This window comes from Salmonella sp. SJTUF15581 (assembly GCF_043356775.1).
In the GTDB taxonomy this organism is placed as follows: Bacteria; Pseudomonadota; Gammaproteobacteria; order Enterobacterales; family Enterobacteriaceae; genus Salmonella; species Salmonella enterica.
This window is the reverse complement of the sequence record NZ_JBEUJY010000002.1, coordinates 90890-110431: the sequence shown is the minus strand read 5'-3', so window position 1 is coordinate 110431 and position 19542 is coordinate 90890. Positions and strand designations below refer to the sequence as shown.

Sequence of the window (19542 nt, the reverse complement as noted above, 5' to 3'; positions counted from 1 at the left end):
TCAGTTATAAGGTGGATTATGTCGATTGCAACTATTGTCCCTGAGAATGCCGTTATAGGGCAGGCGGTCAATATCAGGTCTATGGAAACGGACATTGTCTCGCTGGATGACCGGCTACTCCAGGCTTTTTCTGGTTCGGCGATTGCCACGGCTGTGGATAAACAGACGATTACCAACAGGATTGAGGACCCTAATCTGGTGACGGATCCTAAAGAGCTGGCTATTTCGCAAGAGATGATTTCAGATTATAACCTGTATGTTTCTATGGTAAGTACCCTTACTCGTAAAGGAGTCGGGGCTGTTGAAACGCTATTACGCTCATGATTCGTCGATATCTATATACCTTTCTGCTGGTAATGACCCTTGCCGGCTGTAAGGATAAGGATCTTTTAAAAGGACTGGACCAGGAACAGGCTAATGAGGTCATTGCCGTTCTGCAAATGCACAATATAGAGGCGAATAAAATTGATAGCGGAAAATTGGGCTATAGCATTACTGTTGCTGAGCCTGATTTTACCGCTGCGGTGTACTGGATTAAAACTTATCAGCTTCCTCCCCGGCCACGGGTGGAAATAGCGCAGATGTTCCCGGCGGATTCGCTGGTATCGTCTCCGCGAGCTGAAAAGGCCAGGTTATATTCGGCTATTGAACAGCGACTGGAACAGTCATTACAGACGATGGAGGGCGTGCTCTCCGCCAGGGTCCATATTAGTTATGATATTGATGCTGGTGAAAATGGCCGTCCGCCAAAACCTGTTCATCTGTCGGCATTAGCCGTATATGAACGAGGTTCGCCGCTTGCGCATCAGATCAGCGATATCAAGCGTTTCTTAAAGAATAGTTTTGCCGATGTGGATTATGACAACATTTCTGTTGTGTTGTCAGAACGTTCTGATGCCCAATTACAGGCTCCCGGCACACCAGTAAAACGTAATTCTTTTGCAACCAGTTGGATTGTGTTGATTATTTTGTTATCCGTGATGTCAGCAGGCTTTGGCGTCTGGTATTACAAAAACCATTATGCCCGCAATAAGAAAGGCATAACGGCTGATGATAAGGCGAAATCGTCAAATGAATAGGCAGCCATTACCCATTATCTGGCAAAGAATCATTTTTGATCCGTTATCGTATATCCATCCTCAGCGGTTGCAGATAGCGCCGGAAATGATTGTCAGACCCGCCGCCAGGGCGGCGGCAAATGAGTTAATACTGGCGGCATGGCGGCTTAAGAATGGAGAAAAGGAGTGTATTCAAAACTCACTGACGCAGCTGTGGCTGCGTCAGTGGCGCCGACTGCCGCAAGTAGCGTATTTACTCGGTTGCCATAAACTGAGAGCCGATCTGGCAAGGCAGGGAGCCTTGCTTGGCCTGCCGGATTGGGCGCAAGCATTTTTGGCAATGCATCAGGGAACAAGTTTATCTGTCTGCAATAAGGCGCCGAATCACCGGTTTTTACTTAGCGTCGGGTATGCACAGTTAAATGCCCTGAATGAATTTTTACCTGAATCTTTAGCACAGCGTTTTCCTTTGCTTTTTCCTCCATTTATTGAGGAGGCATCGAAGCAGGATGCTGTAGAAATGTCAATTTTGCTACTGGCCTTACAATATGCTCAAAAATATCCCAATTCCGTCCCCGCTTTCGCCTGTTGAGGGGATACTGATAAAGCGTAAAACGCTGGAACGTTATTTCTCTATTGAAAGATTAGAACAGCAGGCGCATCAACGGGCTAAGCGTATTTTGCGAGAGGCGGAAGAAGAGGCAAAGACCTTGCGGATGTACGCCTATCAGGAAGGTTACGAGCAGGGAATGATAGACGCGTTACAGCAGGTCGCCGCTTATCTTACTGATAATCAGACAATGGCCTGGAAGTGGATGGAAAAAATACAGATTTATGCCCGCGAGTTATTTTCAGCTGCGGTCGACCATCCCGAAACGCTTTTAACCGTCCTGGATGAGTGGCTAAGGGATTTCGATAAGCCTGAGGGGCAACTTTTTTTAACACTACCAGTTAATGCGAAAAAAGATCACCAAAAACTGATGGTGTTGCTTATGGAGAACTGGCCAGGCACTTTTAATCTTAAATATCATCAGGAACAGCGCTTTATCATGAGTTGCGGCGATCAGATCGCAGAATTTTCACCTGAACAATTTGTTGAAACGGCAGTAGGCGTCATTAAGCATCATCTTGATGAACTTCCACAAGACTGCCGGACGATTTCTGATAACGCCATTAACGCACTTATTGATGAATGGAAGACAAAAACGCAAGCATTGTAAAATGGAGGTTATAAGGTGATACCGGGTACGATTCCGACTTCTTATTTGGTCCCGACAGCGGATACTGAAGCGACGGGTGTGGTTTCGTTGAGTGCCAGGGCCGCTATGCTGAATAATGTGGATAGCGCGCCTTTAAGCAATGGCGGCGACGTTGAGCTTTATGATGCATTCTACCAACGACTTTTGGCGCTTCCTGAGTCAGCCTCTTCTGAAACGCTTAAAGATAGCATCTATCAAGAGATGAATGCCTTCAAAGATCCTAAAAGTGGTGATTCGGCTTTTGTTTCTTTTGAGCAGCAAACGGCTATGCTACAAAACATGTTAGCAAAAGTTGAACCGGGCACCCATTTATATGAGGCTTTAAACGGGGTATTAGTTGGTACAATGAATGCGCAGTCACAAATGACCTCCTGGATGCAGGAGATTATTTTATCGGGCGGGGAAAACAAAGAGGCAATTGACTGGTGAACCCCCCATTGCTGGCGATTTGTGATAAGGTATGGTGTATATATTAGCAAATAATGCAGAAAATGCACCATGCCAGTGTATCTATCTTATTGATGCATATGGATTATTAAGGTATCTACCAGGCGTTTTATTCTGAAATGATTATATTAATATTGTAAGCTTCCATTACAAAATTGTGCATAAAGTTTGTAAGAGTATCTTTTTGTGACGAAATGAACGCGCGTTGGAATGTAATTATTGGCTATAATAATAAAAAAATCGGATTTAAATCATCTCTGTGAGTTTTAATTATTTGTTTATAAGAATATAACGATTTTGAGTTCCTTATAGCACACAGGATAAAATATGGTATTGCCTTCAATGAATAAATCAGTTGAGGCCATTAGCAATAATCACCTTCAACAGCCGAACAAATTTCCATTAATAAATGGATTAGCTGACGTAAGAGACTATTATGTCGCAAACTGCTTATTATTTAAACTTAATAAAGGCAGTTTGCGAATTGAAAACGAATTTGGGGAGTTCATCGAACAATCTGCGCCGTGTTTATTTTTATTGGAAAAAGATCAAACAATCACGCTTAGTATGAGCGAAATAGAAGGGCATATTGATTTTTCTTCACTGGAAGTTTCCTATGACTTAATGCAAAAGTTCTACAAAGTTTTTTACAGTACAAGAAACTATAATGATCGAGAGCTATCATTAAAAACGAAACCAAAGTATTTTTTTCATGCGGACTTGTTGCCCGGGATGAGTGATACTTTTGACTCTATTTTGCATGGTATGGCATGTCCACGGGTTTGTAGTAATGTGAGTATTGATGATCATGATTATTCATATTTCTCATTGATGTATCTTATATCGGCATTTGTACGTAAGCCCGGTGGGTTTGATTTCCTTGAGCGAGCAATAAAAATTACGACAAAAGAGAAAGTTTATAACATTATTATCAGCGATCTCACCCGCAAATGGTCACAGGCTGAGGTGGCAGGAAAGCTGTTTATGAGCGTATCAAGTTTGAAGCGAAAACTGGCCGCTGAAGAGGTGAGTTTTAGCAAAATATATCTGGATGCTCGTATGAATCAGGCTATAAAATTATTACGTATGGGGGCTGGAAATATTTCACAAGTCGCGACGATGTGTGGCTATGATACGCCTTCTTATTTTATCGCTATTTTTAAACGGCATTTTAAGATTACACCGCTTAGCTTTATGCGTACGATGAACCATTGATTTGTGAAATTATTTTAAACGTTACTATCTGTTTGCGTTACAGATACCAAATATTTTTTTAATCGTAGTGTATATTTCAGTATCGCTACACCAGTGATATATAGTTAATGAAAGGGAATCGAAAGCGTTCATTGTCAGACATACATGGCCGCCAGGCGCCGGGCAATGGTTGTACTCTAAGAGATTACAGTAAAGTAAAACAGCAAATTTAATCATTATCAGATTTGTAAAAGGAATTCATTTCGGTAACGACATTGCGCATGTAATAACGTATCTGGTCTTATTACCTTTGTAGTAAGAAGGCGTTATCTACTTGCGCAGTAGTCGCCCAGGAAGAAAAATCATTACCGAAGCTGTGGTCAGTTTTCAAAAAAGGATAAATAAATGAGAAATGTAATTATATACGGTATTAACTGGACTAATTGTTATGCCCTTCAGTCTATTTTTAAGCAAAAATATCCGGAAAAGTGCGTTAAAACGTGTAACTCATTAACCGCACTTTTGCATTCTCTATCCGATATGCCGGACGCCGGGCTGATTTTAGCTTTGAACCCGCATGAGCATGTTTATCTTTTTCATGCGTTGCAAACGCGGTTGCAGAACCGTAAAGTTTTGGTAGTGGCAGATCGCTTGTATTATATCGATCGCTGTGTGCTGCAATATTTTGGCGTTATGGATTATGTTTTAAAAGACGAACTATCCTGCGCTATCCGCTCGGATCGAGAGAAGCTCCGTCTTCCGGAAGCCTGGCTGCGTTTCTGCCACAGGCCACAAAAGAAAACCGTGGTTGCTACGTATGCTTTTAATGCCGGCGAGACGCCGGAAGAGGTATTGTTTAATATCAATCAATACGCCTGGTGGAATCTACCTCCCGGCGTCACTCAGGCGAAATATGCGCTGCTGATATTATTATCCTCCGGACATCCGGCAATTGAACTGGCGAAAAAATTTGGTCTGGGAACAAAAACCGTCAGTATTTATCGTAAGAAGGTTATGTATCGTTTGGGGATGGACTCTTCACCGCTATCGCTGTTCCGGGGGCTGAAACTAGACGCGCATTTACAGCGCACTGCTTTTGCACATAACCCTGGTGTACCTGACGATAATTGCGCGTTACCGATTGCGGTAGGAATGAATTAAAATATTTTTTATCATTTATGACCATGTGTTGAGCTTTTATTATAAAAAAGATTTTTTGAGTAGTAATTCTTATATATAATCATCCGGAGGTGGTTGGTAGCCTGGCTCAAGCATTGAGGCATATTTTTGCAGGCAATATATTGAATCTGAAAAGTTAAAGATGATATTTTCGGTGCAGGAGCTATCATGTGGAGGGAAAAGTATGCTAAGTCCTACGACTCGTAATATGGGGGCGAGTTTATCGCCTCAGCCTGACGTCAGCGGGGAGCTAAACACCGAAGCATTGACCTGTATTGTTGAGCGTCTGGAAAGTGAAATTATAGATGGCAGCTGGATTCATATCAGTTACGAGGAAACCGATCTCGAAATGATGCCTTTTCTTGTTGCACAGGCCAATAAGAAGTATCCAGAGTTAAATCTTAAATTTGTTATGTCAGTCCATGAGCTTGTTTCCTCTATAAAGGAGACCAGAATGGAAGGCGTTGAATCTGCCCGATTTCTCGTAAATATGGGAAGTTCAGGTATCCATATTTCAGTCGTCGATTTTAGAGTTATGGACGGAAAGACATCGGTGATTTTGTTCGAACCAGCAGCGTGTAGCGCTTTTGGACCTGCTTTACTGGCGTTGAGGACCAAAGCAGCTCTTGAACGTGAACAACTGCCTGATTGTTATTTTGCTATGGTCGAGCTGGACATTCAACGAAGCTCTTCTGAATGCGGTATTTTTAGCCTGGCGCTCGCCAAAAAACTTCATCTTGAATTTATGAACTTAGTAAAAATTCATGAAGATAATATTTGTGAACGTCTGTGTGGTGAGGAACCTTTTCTCCCGTCTGATAAAGCAGACCGTTATCTGCCGGTGAGTTTTTACAAACATACTCAAGGCGTACAACGATTAAATGAATATGTGCAGGCCAATCCGGCGGCGGGAAGCAGTATAGTAAACAAAAAGAATGAAACGCTTTATGAGCGATTCGATAACAATGCCGTTATGCTAAACGATAAAAAACTCTCTATATCCGCTCATAAAAAAAGGATAGCTGAATATAAGTCTTTACTTAAACCGTAATGAAATTATAAGGTTGCCTGCCAGAGGAAATCCTTCCAGCGCCATAAAACTACTCTATATTATGACCGTATGTTTCCTGAATAGCAGGCAAAAAAGTGTTAACCTTGCGCCTCTGGTACGATTTCATTACGCCTGTCGCGCCATGTTGCGTAAATAAATGCCGCAATAAACACGATGGCAAATAATACCACGATGGTCGGCGCTGGCGCGCTATCAAGATAAAAAGACAGATAGACGCCCGCAAAAGCGGTAATAACTGACAGACTCACCGCTAATCCCAGCGCGCGCGCAAAGCGTCGCGTCAGCAAAATGGCAATTGCGCCGGGGGCGATAAGTAGTGAGATTGACAGAATAATGCCCACCGATTTCAGCGTGGCGACGATAGTCAGCGCAATCATACATAGCAGGCCATAATGCAGTAGCGTGGTATTCAGCCCGCTGGCTTTCGCCTGGTGCGGGTCAAAAGCGTGTAGCAGGAGATCTTTCCATTTCAGCCCTATGATTAACGCAATACCCAGTGCAATAACCGACGTTTGTACGATATCCCCCAGCGATACGCCCAGCATATCCCCAAACAGGATGTGATCCAGATGCACTTCCGATTGAATAGAAACATAGAGCACCAGACCTGCGCCAAACATCCCGGAAAAGACGATGCCCATCACCGTATCACGTTTGATGCGGCTGTTATCGTCCAGATAGCCGGTCGCGATAGCGCAAAATAATCCGGCAATGAAAGCGCCAATCGCCAGGGGGATCCCCACAATATATGCCAGCACGACCCCGGGGAATACCGCATGACTCATTGCATCGCCCATTAACGCCCAGCCTTTTAACACTAAAAACACGGACAGTAAGGCGCAGGGAATCGCCACAATGACCGAAACCATAAGGGCGTTCACCATAAAATCAAACTGAAAGGGTTCCAGTAACGTTGTTAAGAACATGTCGGCTCCTTCTGCAGGCGGGCGCGTCGACGGTTGGCTAACAGACCGTGTTTCGGGGCGAAAATAAAGGCTGTGATGAACAGTAAGGTTTGCATGACGACAATAATTCCGCCAGTGGCGCCATCCAGCCAGTAGCTAAGCCATGCGCCCAGAAAACTGGTCAGGCTACCAATCACGACGGCAATCATGAGCAGACGTGGAAAACGGTCGGTGAGTAACCAGGCCGTCGCGCCCGGCGTGACGACGAGACAGATCACCAGGAACGCCCCAACGGTTTGCAGGGCCGCCACGGTAGAGACGGACAATAGAGTGAAAAACAACAGCTTTAGTCGACCCGGATTAAGCCCGATAGAACGCGCATGGGTCTCATCGAAAAAGACGACCATCAGATCTTTCCACTTTAACAGCAGAATCGTCAGCGAGACTGCGCCGATAATCGCCAGTTGCGCAATATCCGCTGGCGCGATCGCCAGCACGTTGCCGAGAATAATCGTCTGGATATTCACCGACATCGGATTGAGCGACACCATAAAAAGGCCGACGCCAAAAAAAGAGGAGAAGATAAGCCCGATAATCGCGTCTTCTTTCAGGCGTGAGCGTTGGTTAAGAAAGAGCATACTGCCTGCCGCCAGTCCGCCGGAAAGAAACGCGCCGAGCGAGAAAGGCAGCCCTAACATCCAGGCGCCAGCGACGCCAGGCACAATAGAGTGAGATAGCGCATCGCCAATGAGCGACCAGCCTTTGAGCATCAAATAGCAGGAGAGAAACGCGCACAGACCGCCCACCATCGCGGAGACCCACATCGCGTTGAGCATATACTGGTAGCCAAACGGCTCAACAAGCCAGTTCATGACGATTTTCCTCCGCTGGCCACGCGCCGGGAAATAAAGGGGCGCTCGTCATCGGTGATGATGTGCTCTTCGCCTCCGCTTAGCGCGATATGACGTAGAACGCCGCTAAACGCCTGTTCCAGATTCGCGGCGGTAAACGTGGTTTCGGTAGGGCCGCTGGCCAGTACGGTTCCTTTAATCATTACCGTATAGTCGCAAAACTCGGTGACGGAGCCGAGATTATGCGTTGAGACCAGCATCGTGCGGCCTTCATCGCGCAGTTCCCGCAGTAGATCGATGATTCGCGCTTCGGTTTTTACATCCACGCCGGTAAAAGGTTCATCCAACAGGATTACCTGTCCATCCTGAGCGATGGCCCTGGCAAGAAACACACGTTTTTTCTGCCCGCCGGACAGCTCGCCAATCTGCCTGTGACGATATTCTTGCATATCCACCCGCGCCAGCGCGGCGTCAACACAGGCGTGATCATGCGCTGTGGGACGGCGTAGCCAGCCCATATGGCCGTAGCGTCCCATCATCACCACATCTTCTACCAGCACCGGAAATGACCAGTCCACTTCTTCCGATTGCGGAACATAAGCAATGAGGTTTTTTTTCAGCGCCTTGTTGACTGACTGTTGCAGGATAGTGATATCGCCCTGCGCAAGATGCACAAAGCCCATTAACGCTTTAAATAACGTAGACTTACCGGAGCCATTTACGCCTACCAGCGCGGCGATTGAACCGCCAGGCACCTGAAAAGTGGCGTCCCGTAGGGCGGTATGACCGTTGCGATACGTCACCGTGACTTGATCAACGGTAATCGCAGATTGACTCATTGTTGACTCCTCAGTCCGTCGTTAATGCCGTTGACGATGGTTTCGGTCGTGACGCGCAGCAGATCCAGATAGGTTGGCACAGGGCCGTCAGCGGCGCTCAGAGAATCGACATACAGCACGCCGCCATAATGCGCGCCGGATTCACGCGCGACCTGGCGGGCGGGTTTATCGGAAACCGTACTCTCGCTAAAGATGGCGGGAATATGGTGCTTTTTAATGGTATCAATCACTTTACGCACCTGTTTTGGCGTCCCCTGTTGATCGGCGTTAATTGGCCAGAGATAAAGCTCTTTCATGTCATTATCGCGCGCCAGGTAAGAGAACGCGCCTTCACTGGTGACCAGCCAGCGCTGATCGGCGGGAATTTTTTCCAGTTCGGCACGCAACGGATCGGCCATCTGGCGAATTTTCGCTTTATAGCGTTCGGCGTTTTGCTTATAGATCTGCGCATTATCCGGATCGTACTTCACCAGGGCGTCGCGAATGTTATCGACATAAATCAGCGCGTTTTCTGCCGACATCCAGGCGTGCGGGTTCGGTTTACCGTTATACGGGCCTTCGGTAATGCCCATCGGTTTGACACCGGTGGAGACGATGACTTCCGGTACGCCGGAAAGGTGCTGATAAAAGCGGGCGAACCATCGCTCCAGGTTCAGACCATTCGCGAGGATAAGCTGCGCCCCCTGCGCTCGTTTAATATCGCCGGGCGTTGGCTGATACTCATGGATTTCAGCGCCGGGTTTGGTAATCGAGCTGACTTCCGCTGCGTCGCCCGCCACGTTTTTCGCCATGTCGGCAATAACGGTAAACGTGGTGATGACTTTAAATTTCTCTTTTGCATAGGCTGGCGATAGCGCGAGTATCGCGACAATACCGGCAATCAGGAGTGTTTTCAGACGATGTAGATTCGTCATAGTATCCCTCGCAACAATGTGGTTAATTAATCATCGAATATAGCCTTTGCTATGTTATATAGCACAAGGCATGAATAAATGAAAATAATTCTTATTTGCGAAATGGCGACGATATGCAGTGATAGTGCTAAAGAGGGATAAGGTGTAAAATAAATACACCTTAATGTTCGGAGAGAGCACGATGCCTGGTAAACGTATCGCTCGTGAAAAACTGACGATCAAAAAAATGATCGCGCTGTATGAAAGCCAGTGCCCACAGGCGTCAGCGGTGCAGGGGCATTACGAGGCGCTGTTCGCCTACGCGCAAAAACGTCTTGATAAATGCGTATTTGGCGAGGAAAAACCCGCCTGTAAGCAGTGCCCGGTGCACTGCTATCAGCCGGCTAAACGCGAGGAGATGAAGCAGATTATGCGTTGGGCAGGTCCGCGAATGCTTTGGCGGCATCCTGTCCTGACCGTGCGGCACCTTATCGACGATAAGCGCCCCGTTCCGGAATTGCCGGAAAAATATCAGCGCAAGAAGTGAAGGGGAAGCGCCAGGCCTACGGCGCGCATCATCTCCTGGCCGGAGCAGATCCGGCAACCCGTTACGCTAACGCGTCTTTATCAATACCCAATCGCTTCATACGCGACAGCAGGGTGGTTCGTTTAAGCCCCAGACGCTGCGCCGCGCCTTTTGGTCCAGCCACTACGCCATTGGTCTCTTTCAGCACGCGTATAATAAGCTGATATTCATCTTCGCCTTCTTTGGCGCTTTCAGTCGCAACAGGCGAGGTATCGGGCGTTACGGCGGTAATATCCGGCAGCGACAGTTGTAGCACATTGCCGCGCGTCAGCAGCACGGCGCGCTCGACGACATTCTCCAGCTCGCGAACGTTCCCCGGCCATTCCATGCTGCTGAGCGTGCGCAGCGTTTCGGCGGGAATGCTGTCGATATTACGCCCCATTCGGCGGGCGATTTTGAAGGTGAACGCTTTGACCAGTAGTGGAATATCTTCCGGACGTTCGCGCAACGGAGGAAGCTGGATCGGAAAAACATTCAGCCGATAGTAGAGATCGTTACGGAATTCGCGATCGGCGACCATTTTTTTCAGATCGCGGTTAGTCGCGGCGATCAGCCGCACGTCGGTCTGGATCAGTTTATTGCTGCCGAGACGTTCAAACTCTTGCTCCTGAAGGACACGCAGCAGCTTAGGCTGTAGCTCCAGCGGCATGTCGCCCACTTCATCCAGAAACAGCGAGCTTTTATCCGCCAGCTCGAAACGGCCAATCCGTTGCGCGCTGGCGCCGGTAAACGCGCCGCGCTCATGACCAAACAGATCGCTTTCCAGCAGCCCCGCCGGCATCGCGGCGCAGTTCATCTTTACCATCCTGCGCCCGCTACGTCCGCTCAGGTTGTGAATGGCGCGGGCAATCAACTCTTTACCGGTTCCCGTTTCGCCCAGAATCAGCACGGTACTGTCGCTCTGCGCCACCATCTCAACCTGCTTTAGCACGTTGTACATCGCTTCGCTGCGTCCGATGATCTCGCCAAACTCGCTGTCGACGTTATTAAGCTGCTCCGTGAGCGCCAGATTTTCGTCGACCAGGCGTTCCTTCAGTCGGTGGATTTCCTGATAGGCCAGCGCATTATCCACGGCAATGGCTACTCGTTCGGCAATCTGACGCAGCAGCTTGAGGTTGGCGGTGGTAAACACTTTTTCTTCGCACTGGGCCAGTTTGAGCACGCCAAGCATCGTCTTGCCGGACATCAACGGCAGCAGGCAAAGCGTCTGGATCTGATTGCCCCAGGTATCGAACAGCATGCGTTCGTAGGGAGCAAGCGGATCGCGTTCGTTGAGGTTGATAAGCAGCATCTCTTTACTTTTAAAGACGCGCTCCGTGAGCGTGCCGGCTTCGTCGACTTCGCTCTGTTCGTGCGCCGGATGATGCTCATCAAGGTAGTGGGTGGAGTAGATATTCAGCTTATTTTTGCGATGGCTGCGCAACACGATGCTGATTGCGTCGATATTGAAATAGTGGTGGATCTCTTTTGCGACTTCGCTTACCAGCTCATCAATATCCAGACGCGACAGGACGGCGTTGGTAATCGCAACCAGAATACGGAAGTTATCGCGTTCGCGGCACAACAGATCATAATCGACATTATTGTTTACCCGGTTTTGAATTTGCTCGGCGACCACGCCGACAATTTGGGTAAACGTATGCAGACGGTCATATTCCTTTTCACTCCAGGGGCGATCTTCCTGACGGATGAATTCGCAGCCGCCGAAAATACGGCCCTCCGCGGCTAAAGGAAGCAGACAGTAATGACCAAATTCAGGATAGAGGCCGCTCGCGGCAAGCTGTGGCCAGGTTTCGGTAAACTCATGGAAATTACAGTGCAATGCATCGGGGCGAGAAAGGATGCGACGTACCGGGCCGTGCGCCAGTACGGTTTCATCTTCATATTCAACAGGACGGCCATTTTCTCGCGTCGCATAATATTGTGCGCGTTGCGACTGCGCCTGCCATAGCACAATGCCGGCGCTGTCGGCGAGCGCTGAACGCTTTACCAGTTGCGAAAGCGCTTCACTGAGCGACGCCAAATCGGGCTGCTGCAATAAGGTACGAGTGATATCGAACAAGCCTTGCTGTCCAAGATCGCTCATGGGTGTATACGACATGTTGCTTTTCCAGGAAAATACCGCAAAACGGTGCGAAAACGGTAAATGAATTATAGGTATAAGTCGTAAGTTATTGCCGGATGGCTGACCGCAAACTCGCTGGTCACACACTCCGTAGGCCTGATAAGCAAAGCGCCATCAGGCGTTAATGCAGCGTTAATGCCGGATGTCGACGCAAATGCGTCTTATCCGGCCTACAGTATGCTGCCAACAGGCTGCTAGCATATACGAGGTAATGGTTCGGCGTGTGGCAAATCAAGGGTTCGCTTCACGCCATAGAGTCCGGCTAAGCGAACGCCTTTGCGTTCCACGACTTCGCCAATCAGCGCTGCATCACGTCCCAGCGGATGCGCGCGTAATGCCGCCAACGCCCGATCTGCGGCCTGCCGTTCAACGGCAATCACCAGTTTTCCTTCGTTGGCAAAGTTCAGGGCATCCAGCCCCAACAGCTCGCAGACGCCGCGCACGGCAGGTTTGAGCGGCAGTGCGGATTCGGACAATTCAATACCGTAACCACAGGACGCCGCAAACTCATGGGCGACCGCATTCACGCCGCCGCGCGTGGCGTCACGCAATGCCTTCACTCCGTCAATATGACGCAGCGTCTGAATAAGCGGCGTTAATACTGCGCAGTCGCTCGCCAGCTCGCCATCCAGTCCCAGTTGCTCACGCAGGTTGAGGATAGTGGCGCCGTGATCGCCAAGCGTACCGCTGACTAACAGCACATCGCCAACGCTCAGCGTTTGCGCGCCCCAGCGAATATCGGCGGGAATCGCCCCCATGCCGGCAGTGTTGATAAACAATTTATCCGCCGCGCCGCGCTGCACAACTTTGGTGTCGCCGGTTACAATGGCGATACCCGCTTCCCGCGCGGTCGCCGCCATGCTATTGACCACGCTTTTTAACGTCTCCATCGGCAGCCCTTCTTCAAGGATAAAGCCGCAGGAGAGATAGCGGGGGATCGCGCCGCTCACCGCTACGTCGTTCGCCGTACCGCAAATCGCCAGTTTGCCGATATTGCCGCCGGGGAAAAAGAGCGGATCGATCACATAGCTATCGGTAGAAAACGCCAGACGGTCGCCCTCCGCCGTCAGCTGCGCCAGCTCCAGACGCGCCTGATCTTCTTGTTCCGCCAGCCACGGGTTGGCAAAGGCCTCCATAAACAGGCTATTAATCAACTGTTGCATAGCCTGGCCGCCGCTGCCGTGGGCGAGTTGTATATTGTTCAAACTTCACACTCCTGCTGACGATACTGATACCAGGCGGCGCATGCGCCTTCGGAAGAGACCATCAGCGCGCCAAACGCGGTCTCTGGATTACATGTTTTACCAAATAGCGGGCACTGATGCGGCTTGCATCTGCCGGTCAGCACTTCGCCGCAGCGGGCGCGCGGATCATCATAGACCTGCTGCGGCGCTGGGCGGAAATGCGCTTCGGCGTCAAAGCGCTGATACTCTGGCGTCAGGTGGACGCCGGAGGATTCAATTACGCCCAGACCGCGCCACTCGCTATCGCCATTAACGCAGAACACATCGGCGATGGCCTGCTGCGCCAGCATGTTTCCGGCATCCGGCACCACGCGACGGTATTGGTTTTCAACCTGGCTTAGGGCCGCTATTTTCTGCTCAACCAGCATGACCACGCCTTGCAGTAGATCAAGCGGTTCGAATCCAGCCACCACCAGCGGGCGATTAAAATCGGCGGCGATAAACTGGTACGCCTCGGTGCCGATGACCATGCTGACGTGGCCTGGCGCAAGAAAGGCGTCAATGCCGTTGTCCGGCTGCTCCAGTAGGCTACGCAGCGTCGGGATCAGCGTAATGTGCTGGCAGAAAAAGTAGAAGTTTTGCACGTCACGCTGTTTTGCCTGCTGTAGCGTGATGGCGGTGGTCGGCATGGTGGTTTCAAAGCCCAGCCCGAAAAATACCACTTTGCGGGTCGGGTTATCCTGCGCCAGCTTCAGCGCGTCCATCGGAGAGTAAACAATACGGACATCCGCGCCGCGCGCTTTAGCCTGCAACAGCGAACCCTGTTTCCCCGGCACGCGCATGGCATCGCCAAAGGTGCAGAAAATCACCTCCGGATGGCTGGCGATTTCCACGCAACTGTCGATACGTCCCATCGGCAGCACGCAGACCGGACAACCGGGGCCGTGAATAAACTCCACGTTTTCGGGCAGTAACTGATCGAGACCAAATTTAAAAATTGCGTGGGTATGACCCCCGCAGACTTCCATAATGCGCAACGGACGTTCGGCAGTGTAAGGAAGAAGGGCGGCGCGTTCACGCAGGTGTTCAATGAGCTGCATTACCTGTTCCGGCGCACGGTACTCGTCAACAAAACGCATTATCTCTCCTCACCATACAGCAGTGCGCCGACGTCCGGCTCAACATCAAACATATTTTGTAGCGCGTCGAGCGTGTCGCGCGCTTCCGCTTCGTTAATGACGCTCATGGCGAATCCGACATGAACCAGCACCCACTGACCCAGACGCGGCTGACCGTTTTCATCACAACTGCCGACTAATGTGAGATCGACGTCGCGCTGAATGCCGCAGACGTCAACTTTTGCCTGATTGCCGTCAATGGCGCGGATTTGACCCGGCACGCCTATGCACATCGCTGCGCCTCCAGCCAGGCCAGCCACTGATCCATGCCTTCGCCGCTGGTGGCGGAAATCAGGATAATTTCAATCTCCGGGTTCACTTCACGCGCGCTGGCGATGCACTTCTCAACGTCAAAATTGAGGTAGGGCAGCAGATCGACTTTATTGAGCAGCATGAGCGACGCAGCGGCAAACATATGGGGATATTTCAGCGGCTTATCTTCACCTTCGGTCACGGAAAGCACTGCGACTTTATGCTTTTCGCCCAGATCGAAGCTGGCCGGGCAGACAAGATTACCGACGTTTTCGATAAACAGAATACCGTGGTCATCCAGCGGCAGGCGCGGCGCGGCGTCGGCGATCATTTGCGCGTCAAGATGGCAGCCTTTACCGGTGTTGACCTGAATGGCGGGCGTGCCGGTAGCACGGATGCGGGCGGCGTCGTTCACTGTCTGCTGGTCGCCTTCAATCACCGCGCACGGTACACGGTCTTTCAATTTCATCAGCGTTTCGGTCAGCAGGGTGGTTTTACCGGACCCGGGGCTGGACACCAGGTTGAGCACCAGTTGCTGGCGGGCGGCGAAACGGGCGCGGTTGCGCTCAGCCAGACGATTATTTTTGTCCAGCACGTCGATTTCAACCTCCAGCATCCGCCGCTGACTCATACCAGGCGCGTGGGTTCCGGCTTCGCCGTGGCCGTAATGCAGATCGCCTTCTGCGGTCTGACTTGGGGCAAAGTCAGGCGTTTTAATGCCGGTAATATTCAGCGCCGGGCGAGCCGCTGGGGCAAAGGGCGCGCTACGAAACGCTGAGTGCGGATTATGTTCATCGCCTTCTATATAAAGGTTGCCTTCAGCGCAACCGCAAGTCGTACACATCGCTTACTCCTGATCTTTTTCTTGTTACAGGCTTTCTGCCGGATGGCGACGCGAGCGTCTATCCGGCATTAATCTTCAGTTTCATCAATCTCTATGCGCCGAATTTGTAAGCCGTCATCGGCCACAATTCGCAGTGTATCGCTATGACATTGCGGACAACGACGTACACGGTGGGTTAACAACGTGACATATTGTTGACAATGCTCACACCAGCATTCGGCTTCCTGTTCTTCGAGGTGCAGTTTACAACCTTCTGCTATCGTGCCGCGGCATACCAGATCAAAACAAAAGGAAAGAGCGCTGGTTTCCACGCAAGAAAATGCGCCAATTTTGATCCAGACGGCTGTCACACGTTTTGCACCGTATGCTGAAGCCTGTTGTTCAATCAATTCCAGTGCCCGTTGGCAGAGGGTGATTTCGTGCATATCGCCTCCCGTAGTGGTTGCCCCTGTAAAGCAATATTTATGCCAATATTTTTATCCCCTGGCAGGTTAATGTCGACGATGACGAAATGACATGTCGTCACCGCGTCGAAACGGCAGTGACTGTGCTCGTCTGCCATTAAAAACAATAAGTTAAAAATTGGCATGGAAAATGCTTAACGCAGGCATCTCTGTTAAACGGGTAACCTGACATGACTATTTGGGAAATAAGCGAAAAGGCCGATTACATCGCGCAACGGCATCGTCGCCTACAGGACCAGTGGCATATTTACTGCAACTCGCTGGTTCAGGGGATCACCCTCTCGAAAGCGCGCCTGCATCACGCAATGAGCTGCGCGCCGGAAAGGGATCTTTGCTTTGTCCTGTTTGAGCACTTTCGTATTTACGTCGCGTTGGCGGATGGTTTTAACAGCCACACCATTGAGTACTACGTTGAAACCAAAGATGGCGAAGATAAGCAATTGATTGCACAGGCGCAGCTCGATATCGACGGCAAGGTTGATGAACGGGTTAACAACCGCGATCGCGAGCAGGTGCTGGAGCACTATCTGGAAAAAATCGCCAGCGTTTACGACAGCCTCTATACCGCTATAGAAACCAACTCGCCGGTTAATTTGCGTCAATTGGTAAAGGGAAACAGCCCGGCGGTATAAGCCTGAGGCGTTGCCCGCTTTGATTCGCGATGTGGCGTTGCGCCATGTCATGAATGTTTTGGGGATGGGCGTGTCGATAAGTGTCGAAAATGACATTTCAACGGCATGTTTTCGTCAAAAATGACAATCACCTGAGGAATGCCTGGTGAATCGTTTTGTAATTGCTGACTCCACTCTCTGTATCGGCTGCCACACCTGTGAGGCCGCCTGTTCAGAGACGCATCGCCAGCATGGCCTGCAGTCAATGCCGCGCCTGAAAGTGATGCTGAATGAAAAAGAATCTGCGCCGCAGCTTTGTCACCACTGTGAAGATGCGCCATGCGCCACGGTATGCCCGGTCAACGCGATTAATCGCGTTGACGGCGCTGTCCAGCTTAATGAAAGCCTGTGCGTGAGCTGCAAACTGTGCGGTATTGCCTGTCCGTTTGGCGCTATTGAGTTTTCCGGCAGCCGTCCGCTGCATATTCCGGCGAACGCCAATACGCCGAAAGCGCCGCCCGCGCCGCCAGCGCCTGCGCGCGTCAGTACGTTGCTCGACTGGGTGCCGGGCGTACGCGCTATCGCGGTGAAATGCGACCTGTGCAGCTTTGACGAGCAAGGCCCGGCCTGTGTGCGGATGTGCCCGACTAAAGCGCTACACCTGGTGGAGAACACGGATATCGCCCGCGCCAGCAAACGTAAACGTGAGCTGACGTTTAATACCGATTTTGGCGATCTCACCTTGTTTCAGCAGGCTCAGAGTGGGGATGCATAATGAGTTCACTTTCACTGATTACTAGCGGCGTCGCGTGGTTTGCCGCCGCCGCCGTTCTGGCGTTTCTGTTTTCGTTTCATAAAGCGCTGAGCGGCTGGATTGCCGGTATCGGCGGCGCGGTCGGCAGCCTGTGTACGGCTGGCGCGGGGTTCACCGCGCTGACCAGCGCCGTTACGGTGAGCGGCGTGATGCCGTTTACCGGTCACATGCTGCAAATAACGCCGCTGAATGCTATCTGGCTGATTACGCTGGGGCTGTGCGGTCTGTTCGTCAGCCTGTTCAATATCGACTGGCATCGCCATCCACAGGTAAAAGCCAACGGACTGTTGATCAACCTGCTGATGGCGGCAGCCGTCTGCGCCGTGGTCGCCAGTAATCTGGGGACGATGGTGGTGATGGCGGAAATCATGGCGCTCTGCGCCGTGTTCCTCACCGGCGGTAGCAAAGAGGGCAAACTGTGGTTTGCGCTGGGCCGTCTCGGTACGCTGCTGCTGGCAATCGCCTGCTGGCTGGTGTGGCAGCGCTACGGCACGCTGGATCTGGGGCTGCTGGATCAACGCGCTCAGCAACTGCCGCTGGGCTCCGATATCTGGCTGCTCGGCGTTATCGGTTTTGGTCTGCTGGCCGGGATTATCCCGCTACACGGTTGGGTGCCGCAGGCGCACGCCAACGCCAGCGCTCCCGCCGCCGCGCTGTTCTCGACCGTGGTGATGAAAATCGGGCTGCTGGGCATTCTCACGCTATCTCTGCTTGGCGGCAATGCGCCGCTGTGGTGGGGCGTGGCGCTGTTGGTGCTTGGGATGATCACCGCCTTTGTCGGCGGTCTGTACGCGCTGATGGAGCATAACATTCAGCGCCTGCTGGCCTATCACACGCTGGAAAATATCGGCATCATTTTGCTCGGTCTGGGCGCAGGCGTTACCGGGATTGCTCTCAATCAGCCGGTACTGATCGCGCTGGGTCTGACCGGCGGGCTCTATCACCTGCTGAACCATAGCCTGTTCAAAAGCGTGCTGTTTCTGGGCGCGGGCAGCATCTGGTTCCGTACCGGTCATCGCGATATCGAAAAACTGGGCGGTATTGGTAAACGGATGCCGGTTATTTCTATCGCCATGCTGGTCGGTCTGATGGCGATGGCTGCGCTGCCGCCGCTGAACGGCTTTGCCGGCGAGTGGGTGATTTATCAGTCCTTCTTCAAACTGGGCAACAGCGGCGCGTTTGTTGGTCGTCTGTTAGGACCGCTGCTGGCGGTTGGCCTGGCGATTACCGGCGCGCTGGCGGTGATGTGTATGGCGAAAGTTTACGGCGTGACGTTCCTTGGCGCGCCGCGCACGAAGGAAGCTGAAAACGCCAGCTGCGCGCCGATCCTGATGGGCGTCAGCGTGGTGGCATTGGCGATTTGCTGCGTACTGGGCGGGGTTGCCGCGCCGTGGCTGCTGCCGATGATTTCCACTGCGGTACCGTTGCCGCTGGAAACCGCGCACACCACCGTATCGCAGCCGATGATCACGCTGCTGTTGGTCGCCTGTCCGCTACTGCCGTTCATCATTATGGCGATGTTCAAAGGCAACCGTCTGCCGTCGCGTTCTCGCGGCGCGGCCTGGGTGTGCGGCTACGACCATGAGCAGTCGATGGTGGTCACCGCGCACGGTTTTGCCATGCCGGTGAAAGAGGCCTTTGCCCCGGTACTTAAACTGCGTAAATGGCTTAACCCGGTATCGCTGGTACCGGGCTGGCAGAACGCGGCGGCCGCGGTGCTGTTCCGTCGTCTGGCGCTGATTGAGCTGGCGGTGCTGGTGGTGATTGTGGTTTCACGAGGAGCCTGA

The 19542-nt window shown here is 51.2% G+C and carries 22 protein-coding genes; 12 read left to right on the top strand and 10 right to left on the bottom strand.

The window, feature by feature from the left end:
- Nucleotides 1–18 precede the first annotated feature (18 nt).
- From prgJ to avrA, 8 genes are all read left to right on the top strand, one after another.
- Nucleotides 19–324, top strand: coding sequence for a type III secretion system inner rod protein PrgJ (gene prgJ, locus ABVN36_RS04020; protein WP_000020431.1), 306 nt, complete (start codon nt 19–21; stop codon nt 322–324).
- On the top strand, nt 321–1079 hold the full coding sequence (gene prgK / locus ABVN36_RS04015) for a type III secretion system inner membrane ring lipoprotein PrgK (RefSeq protein WP_000621238.1): 759 nt from the start codon (nt 321–323) through the stop codon (nt 1077–1079). Before prgJ ends, prgK begins: the two co-directional genes overlap by 4 nt.
- The gene (orgA, locus tag ABVN36_RS04010; protein WP_001591231.1) at nt 1051–1650 is read left to right on the top strand and encodes an oxygen-regulated invasion protein OrgA; all 600 of its coding nucleotides are present in this window, start codon (nt 1051–1053) and stop codon (nt 1648–1650) included. The genes prgK and orgA overlap by 29 nt, the downstream gene beginning before the upstream one ends.
- The gene (orgB, locus tag ABVN36_RS04005; protein ID WP_000916655.1) at nt 1607–2278 is read left to right on the top strand and encodes a type III secretion system linker protein OrgB; all 672 of its coding nucleotides are present in this window, start codon (nt 1607–1609) and stop codon (nt 2276–2278) included. The genes orgA and orgB overlap by 44 nt, the downstream gene beginning before the upstream one ends.
- A 15-nt stretch (nt 2279–2293) precedes the next feature.
- Complete coding sequence (locus ABVN36_RS04000; RefSeq protein ID WP_000612181.1) at nt 2294–2746, top strand: type III secretion system effector protein OrgC; 453 nt, start codon at nt 2294–2296, stop codon at nt 2744–2746.
- A gap of 345 nt (nt 2747–3091) precedes the next feature.
- Entirely contained in the window at nt 3092–3979 is an 888-nt protein-coding gene (hilC, locus tag ABVN36_RS03995) for an invasion transcriptional regulator HilC (protein ID WP_023138962.1), read from the top strand.
- Between the two features lie 384 nt (nt 3980–4363).
- Nucleotides 4364–5119 carry a transcriptional regulator SprB gene (sprB, locus tag ABVN36_RS03990; RefSeq protein ID WP_023138961.1) on the top strand — a complete coding sequence of 252 codons (756 nt, stop codon included), beginning with the start codon at nt 4364–4366 and terminating at the stop codon, nt 5117–5119.
- Nucleotides 5120–5279: 160 nt separating this feature from the next.
- The gene (gene avrA / locus ABVN36_RS03985; protein ID WP_077684052.1) at nt 5280–6188 is read left to right on the top strand and encodes a type III secretion system YopJ family effector AvrA; all 909 of its coding nucleotides are present in this window, start codon (nt 5280–5282) and stop codon (nt 6186–6188) included.
- A 98-nt stretch (nt 6189–6286) separates the two neighbouring features.
- Here the strand turns inward: avrA and sitD are convergent, their stop codons facing one another.
- Genes sitD through sitA form a run of 4 tightly spaced genes read right to left on the bottom strand, consistent with a single transcriptional unit; the run spans nt 6287 to nt 9718 of the window.
- Nucleotides 6287–7135 carry an iron/manganese ABC transporter permease subunit SitD gene (gene sitD / locus ABVN36_RS03980; RefSeq protein WP_000480208.1) on the bottom strand — a complete coding sequence of 283 codons (849 nt, stop codon included), beginning with the start codon at nt 7133–7135 and terminating at the stop codon, nt 6287–6289.
- Complete coding sequence (gene sitC, locus ABVN36_RS03975; RefSeq protein WP_001104336.1) at nt 7126–7986, bottom strand: iron/manganese ABC transporter permease subunit SitC; 861 nt, start codon at nt 7984–7986, stop codon at nt 7126–7128. The genes sitD and sitC overlap by 10 nt, the downstream gene beginning before the upstream one ends.
- Nucleotides 7983–8804: an iron/manganese ABC transporter ATP-binding protein SitB gene (gene sitB / locus ABVN36_RS03970; protein ID WP_000083153.1), complete on the bottom strand. Its 822-nt coding sequence runs from the start codon at nt 8802–8804 to the stop codon at nt 7983–7985. Before sitB ends, sitC begins: the two co-directional genes overlap by 4 nt.
- Entirely contained in the window at nt 8801–9718 is a 918-nt protein-coding gene (gene sitA, locus ABVN36_RS03965; RefSeq protein ID WP_000182929.1) for an iron/manganese ABC transporter substrate-binding protein SitA, read from the bottom strand. The genes sitB and sitA overlap by 4 nt, the downstream gene beginning before the upstream one ends.
- A gap of 181 nt (nt 9719–9899) precedes the next feature.
- Between sitA and ABVN36_RS03960 the strand changes: the two genes are divergently transcribed.
- Complete coding sequence (locus tag ABVN36_RS03960; protein WP_001117944.1) at nt 9900–10244, top strand: nitrous oxide-stimulated promoter family protein; 345 nt, start codon at nt 9900–9902, stop codon at nt 10242–10244.
- 61 nt (nt 10245–10305) lie between these two features.
- Here the strand turns inward: ABVN36_RS03960 and flhA are convergent, their stop codons facing one another.
- The 6 genes from flhA to hypA all read right to left on the bottom strand — a co-directional run bounded on the left by flhA (nt 10306) and on the right by hypA (nt 16291).
- Entirely contained in the window at nt 10306–12384 is a 2079-nt protein-coding gene (gene flhA / locus ABVN36_RS03955) for a formate hydrogenlyase transcriptional activator FlhA (RefSeq protein ID WP_000122692.1), read from the bottom strand.
- A gap of 218 nt (nt 12385–12602) precedes the next feature.
- Nucleotides 12603–13613, bottom strand: coding sequence for a hydrogenase expression/formation protein HypE (gene hypE, locus ABVN36_RS03950; protein WP_001059962.1), 1011 nt, complete (start codon nt 13611–13613; stop codon nt 12603–12605).
- Nucleotides 13610–14731 carry a hydrogenase formation protein HypD gene (gene hypD, locus ABVN36_RS03945; RefSeq protein WP_001212956.1) on the bottom strand — a complete coding sequence of 374 codons (1122 nt, stop codon included), beginning with the start codon at nt 14729–14731 and terminating at the stop codon, nt 13610–13612. The genes hypE and hypD overlap by 4 nt, the downstream gene beginning before the upstream one ends.
- The gene (hypC, locus tag ABVN36_RS03940; RefSeq protein ID WP_000334871.1) at nt 14731–15003 is read right to left on the bottom strand and encodes a hydrogenase 3 maturation protein HypC; all 273 of its coding nucleotides are present in this window, start codon (nt 15001–15003) and stop codon (nt 14731–14733) included. The genes hypD and hypC overlap by 1 nt, the downstream gene beginning before the upstream one ends.
- The gene (gene hypB / locus ABVN36_RS03935; RefSeq protein WP_000337636.1) at nt 14994–15866 is read right to left on the bottom strand and encodes a hydrogenase nickel incorporation protein HypB; all 873 of its coding nucleotides are present in this window, start codon (nt 15864–15866) and stop codon (nt 14994–14996) included. The genes hypC and hypB overlap by 10 nt, the downstream gene beginning before the upstream one ends.
- 68 nt (nt 15867–15934) lie before the next feature.
- Nucleotides 15935–16291 (bottom strand): hydrogenase maturation nickel metallochaperone HypA, encoded by a 357-nt coding sequence (gene hypA, locus ABVN36_RS03930; RefSeq protein ID WP_000544461.1) that lies wholly within the window; start codon nt 16289–16291, stop codon nt 15935–15937.
- A 209-nt stretch (nt 16292–16500) separates the two neighbouring features.
- On the opposite strand from hypA, the gene hycA reads away from it, so the two are divergent.
- The 3 genes from hycA to hycC all read left to right on the top strand — a co-directional run bounded on the left by hycA (nt 16501) and on the right by hycC (nt 19542).
- On the top strand, nt 16501–16962 hold the full coding sequence (hycA, locus tag ABVN36_RS03925; RefSeq protein WP_023138960.1) for a formate hydrogenlyase regulator HycA: 462 nt from the start codon (nt 16501–16503) through the stop codon (nt 16960–16962).
- Between the two features lie 145 nt (nt 16963–17107).
- Complete coding sequence (hycB, locus tag ABVN36_RS03920) at nt 17108–17716, top strand: formate hydrogenlyase subunit HycB (protein WP_001079164.1); 609 nt, start codon at nt 17108–17110, stop codon at nt 17714–17716.
- Nucleotides 17716–19542 (top strand): formate hydrogenlyase subunit 3, encoded by a 1827-nt coding sequence (gene hycC / locus ABVN36_RS03915; protein ID WP_020899134.1) that lies wholly within the window; start codon nt 17716–17718, stop codon nt 19540–19542. The genes hycB and hycC overlap by 1 nt, the downstream gene beginning before the upstream one ends.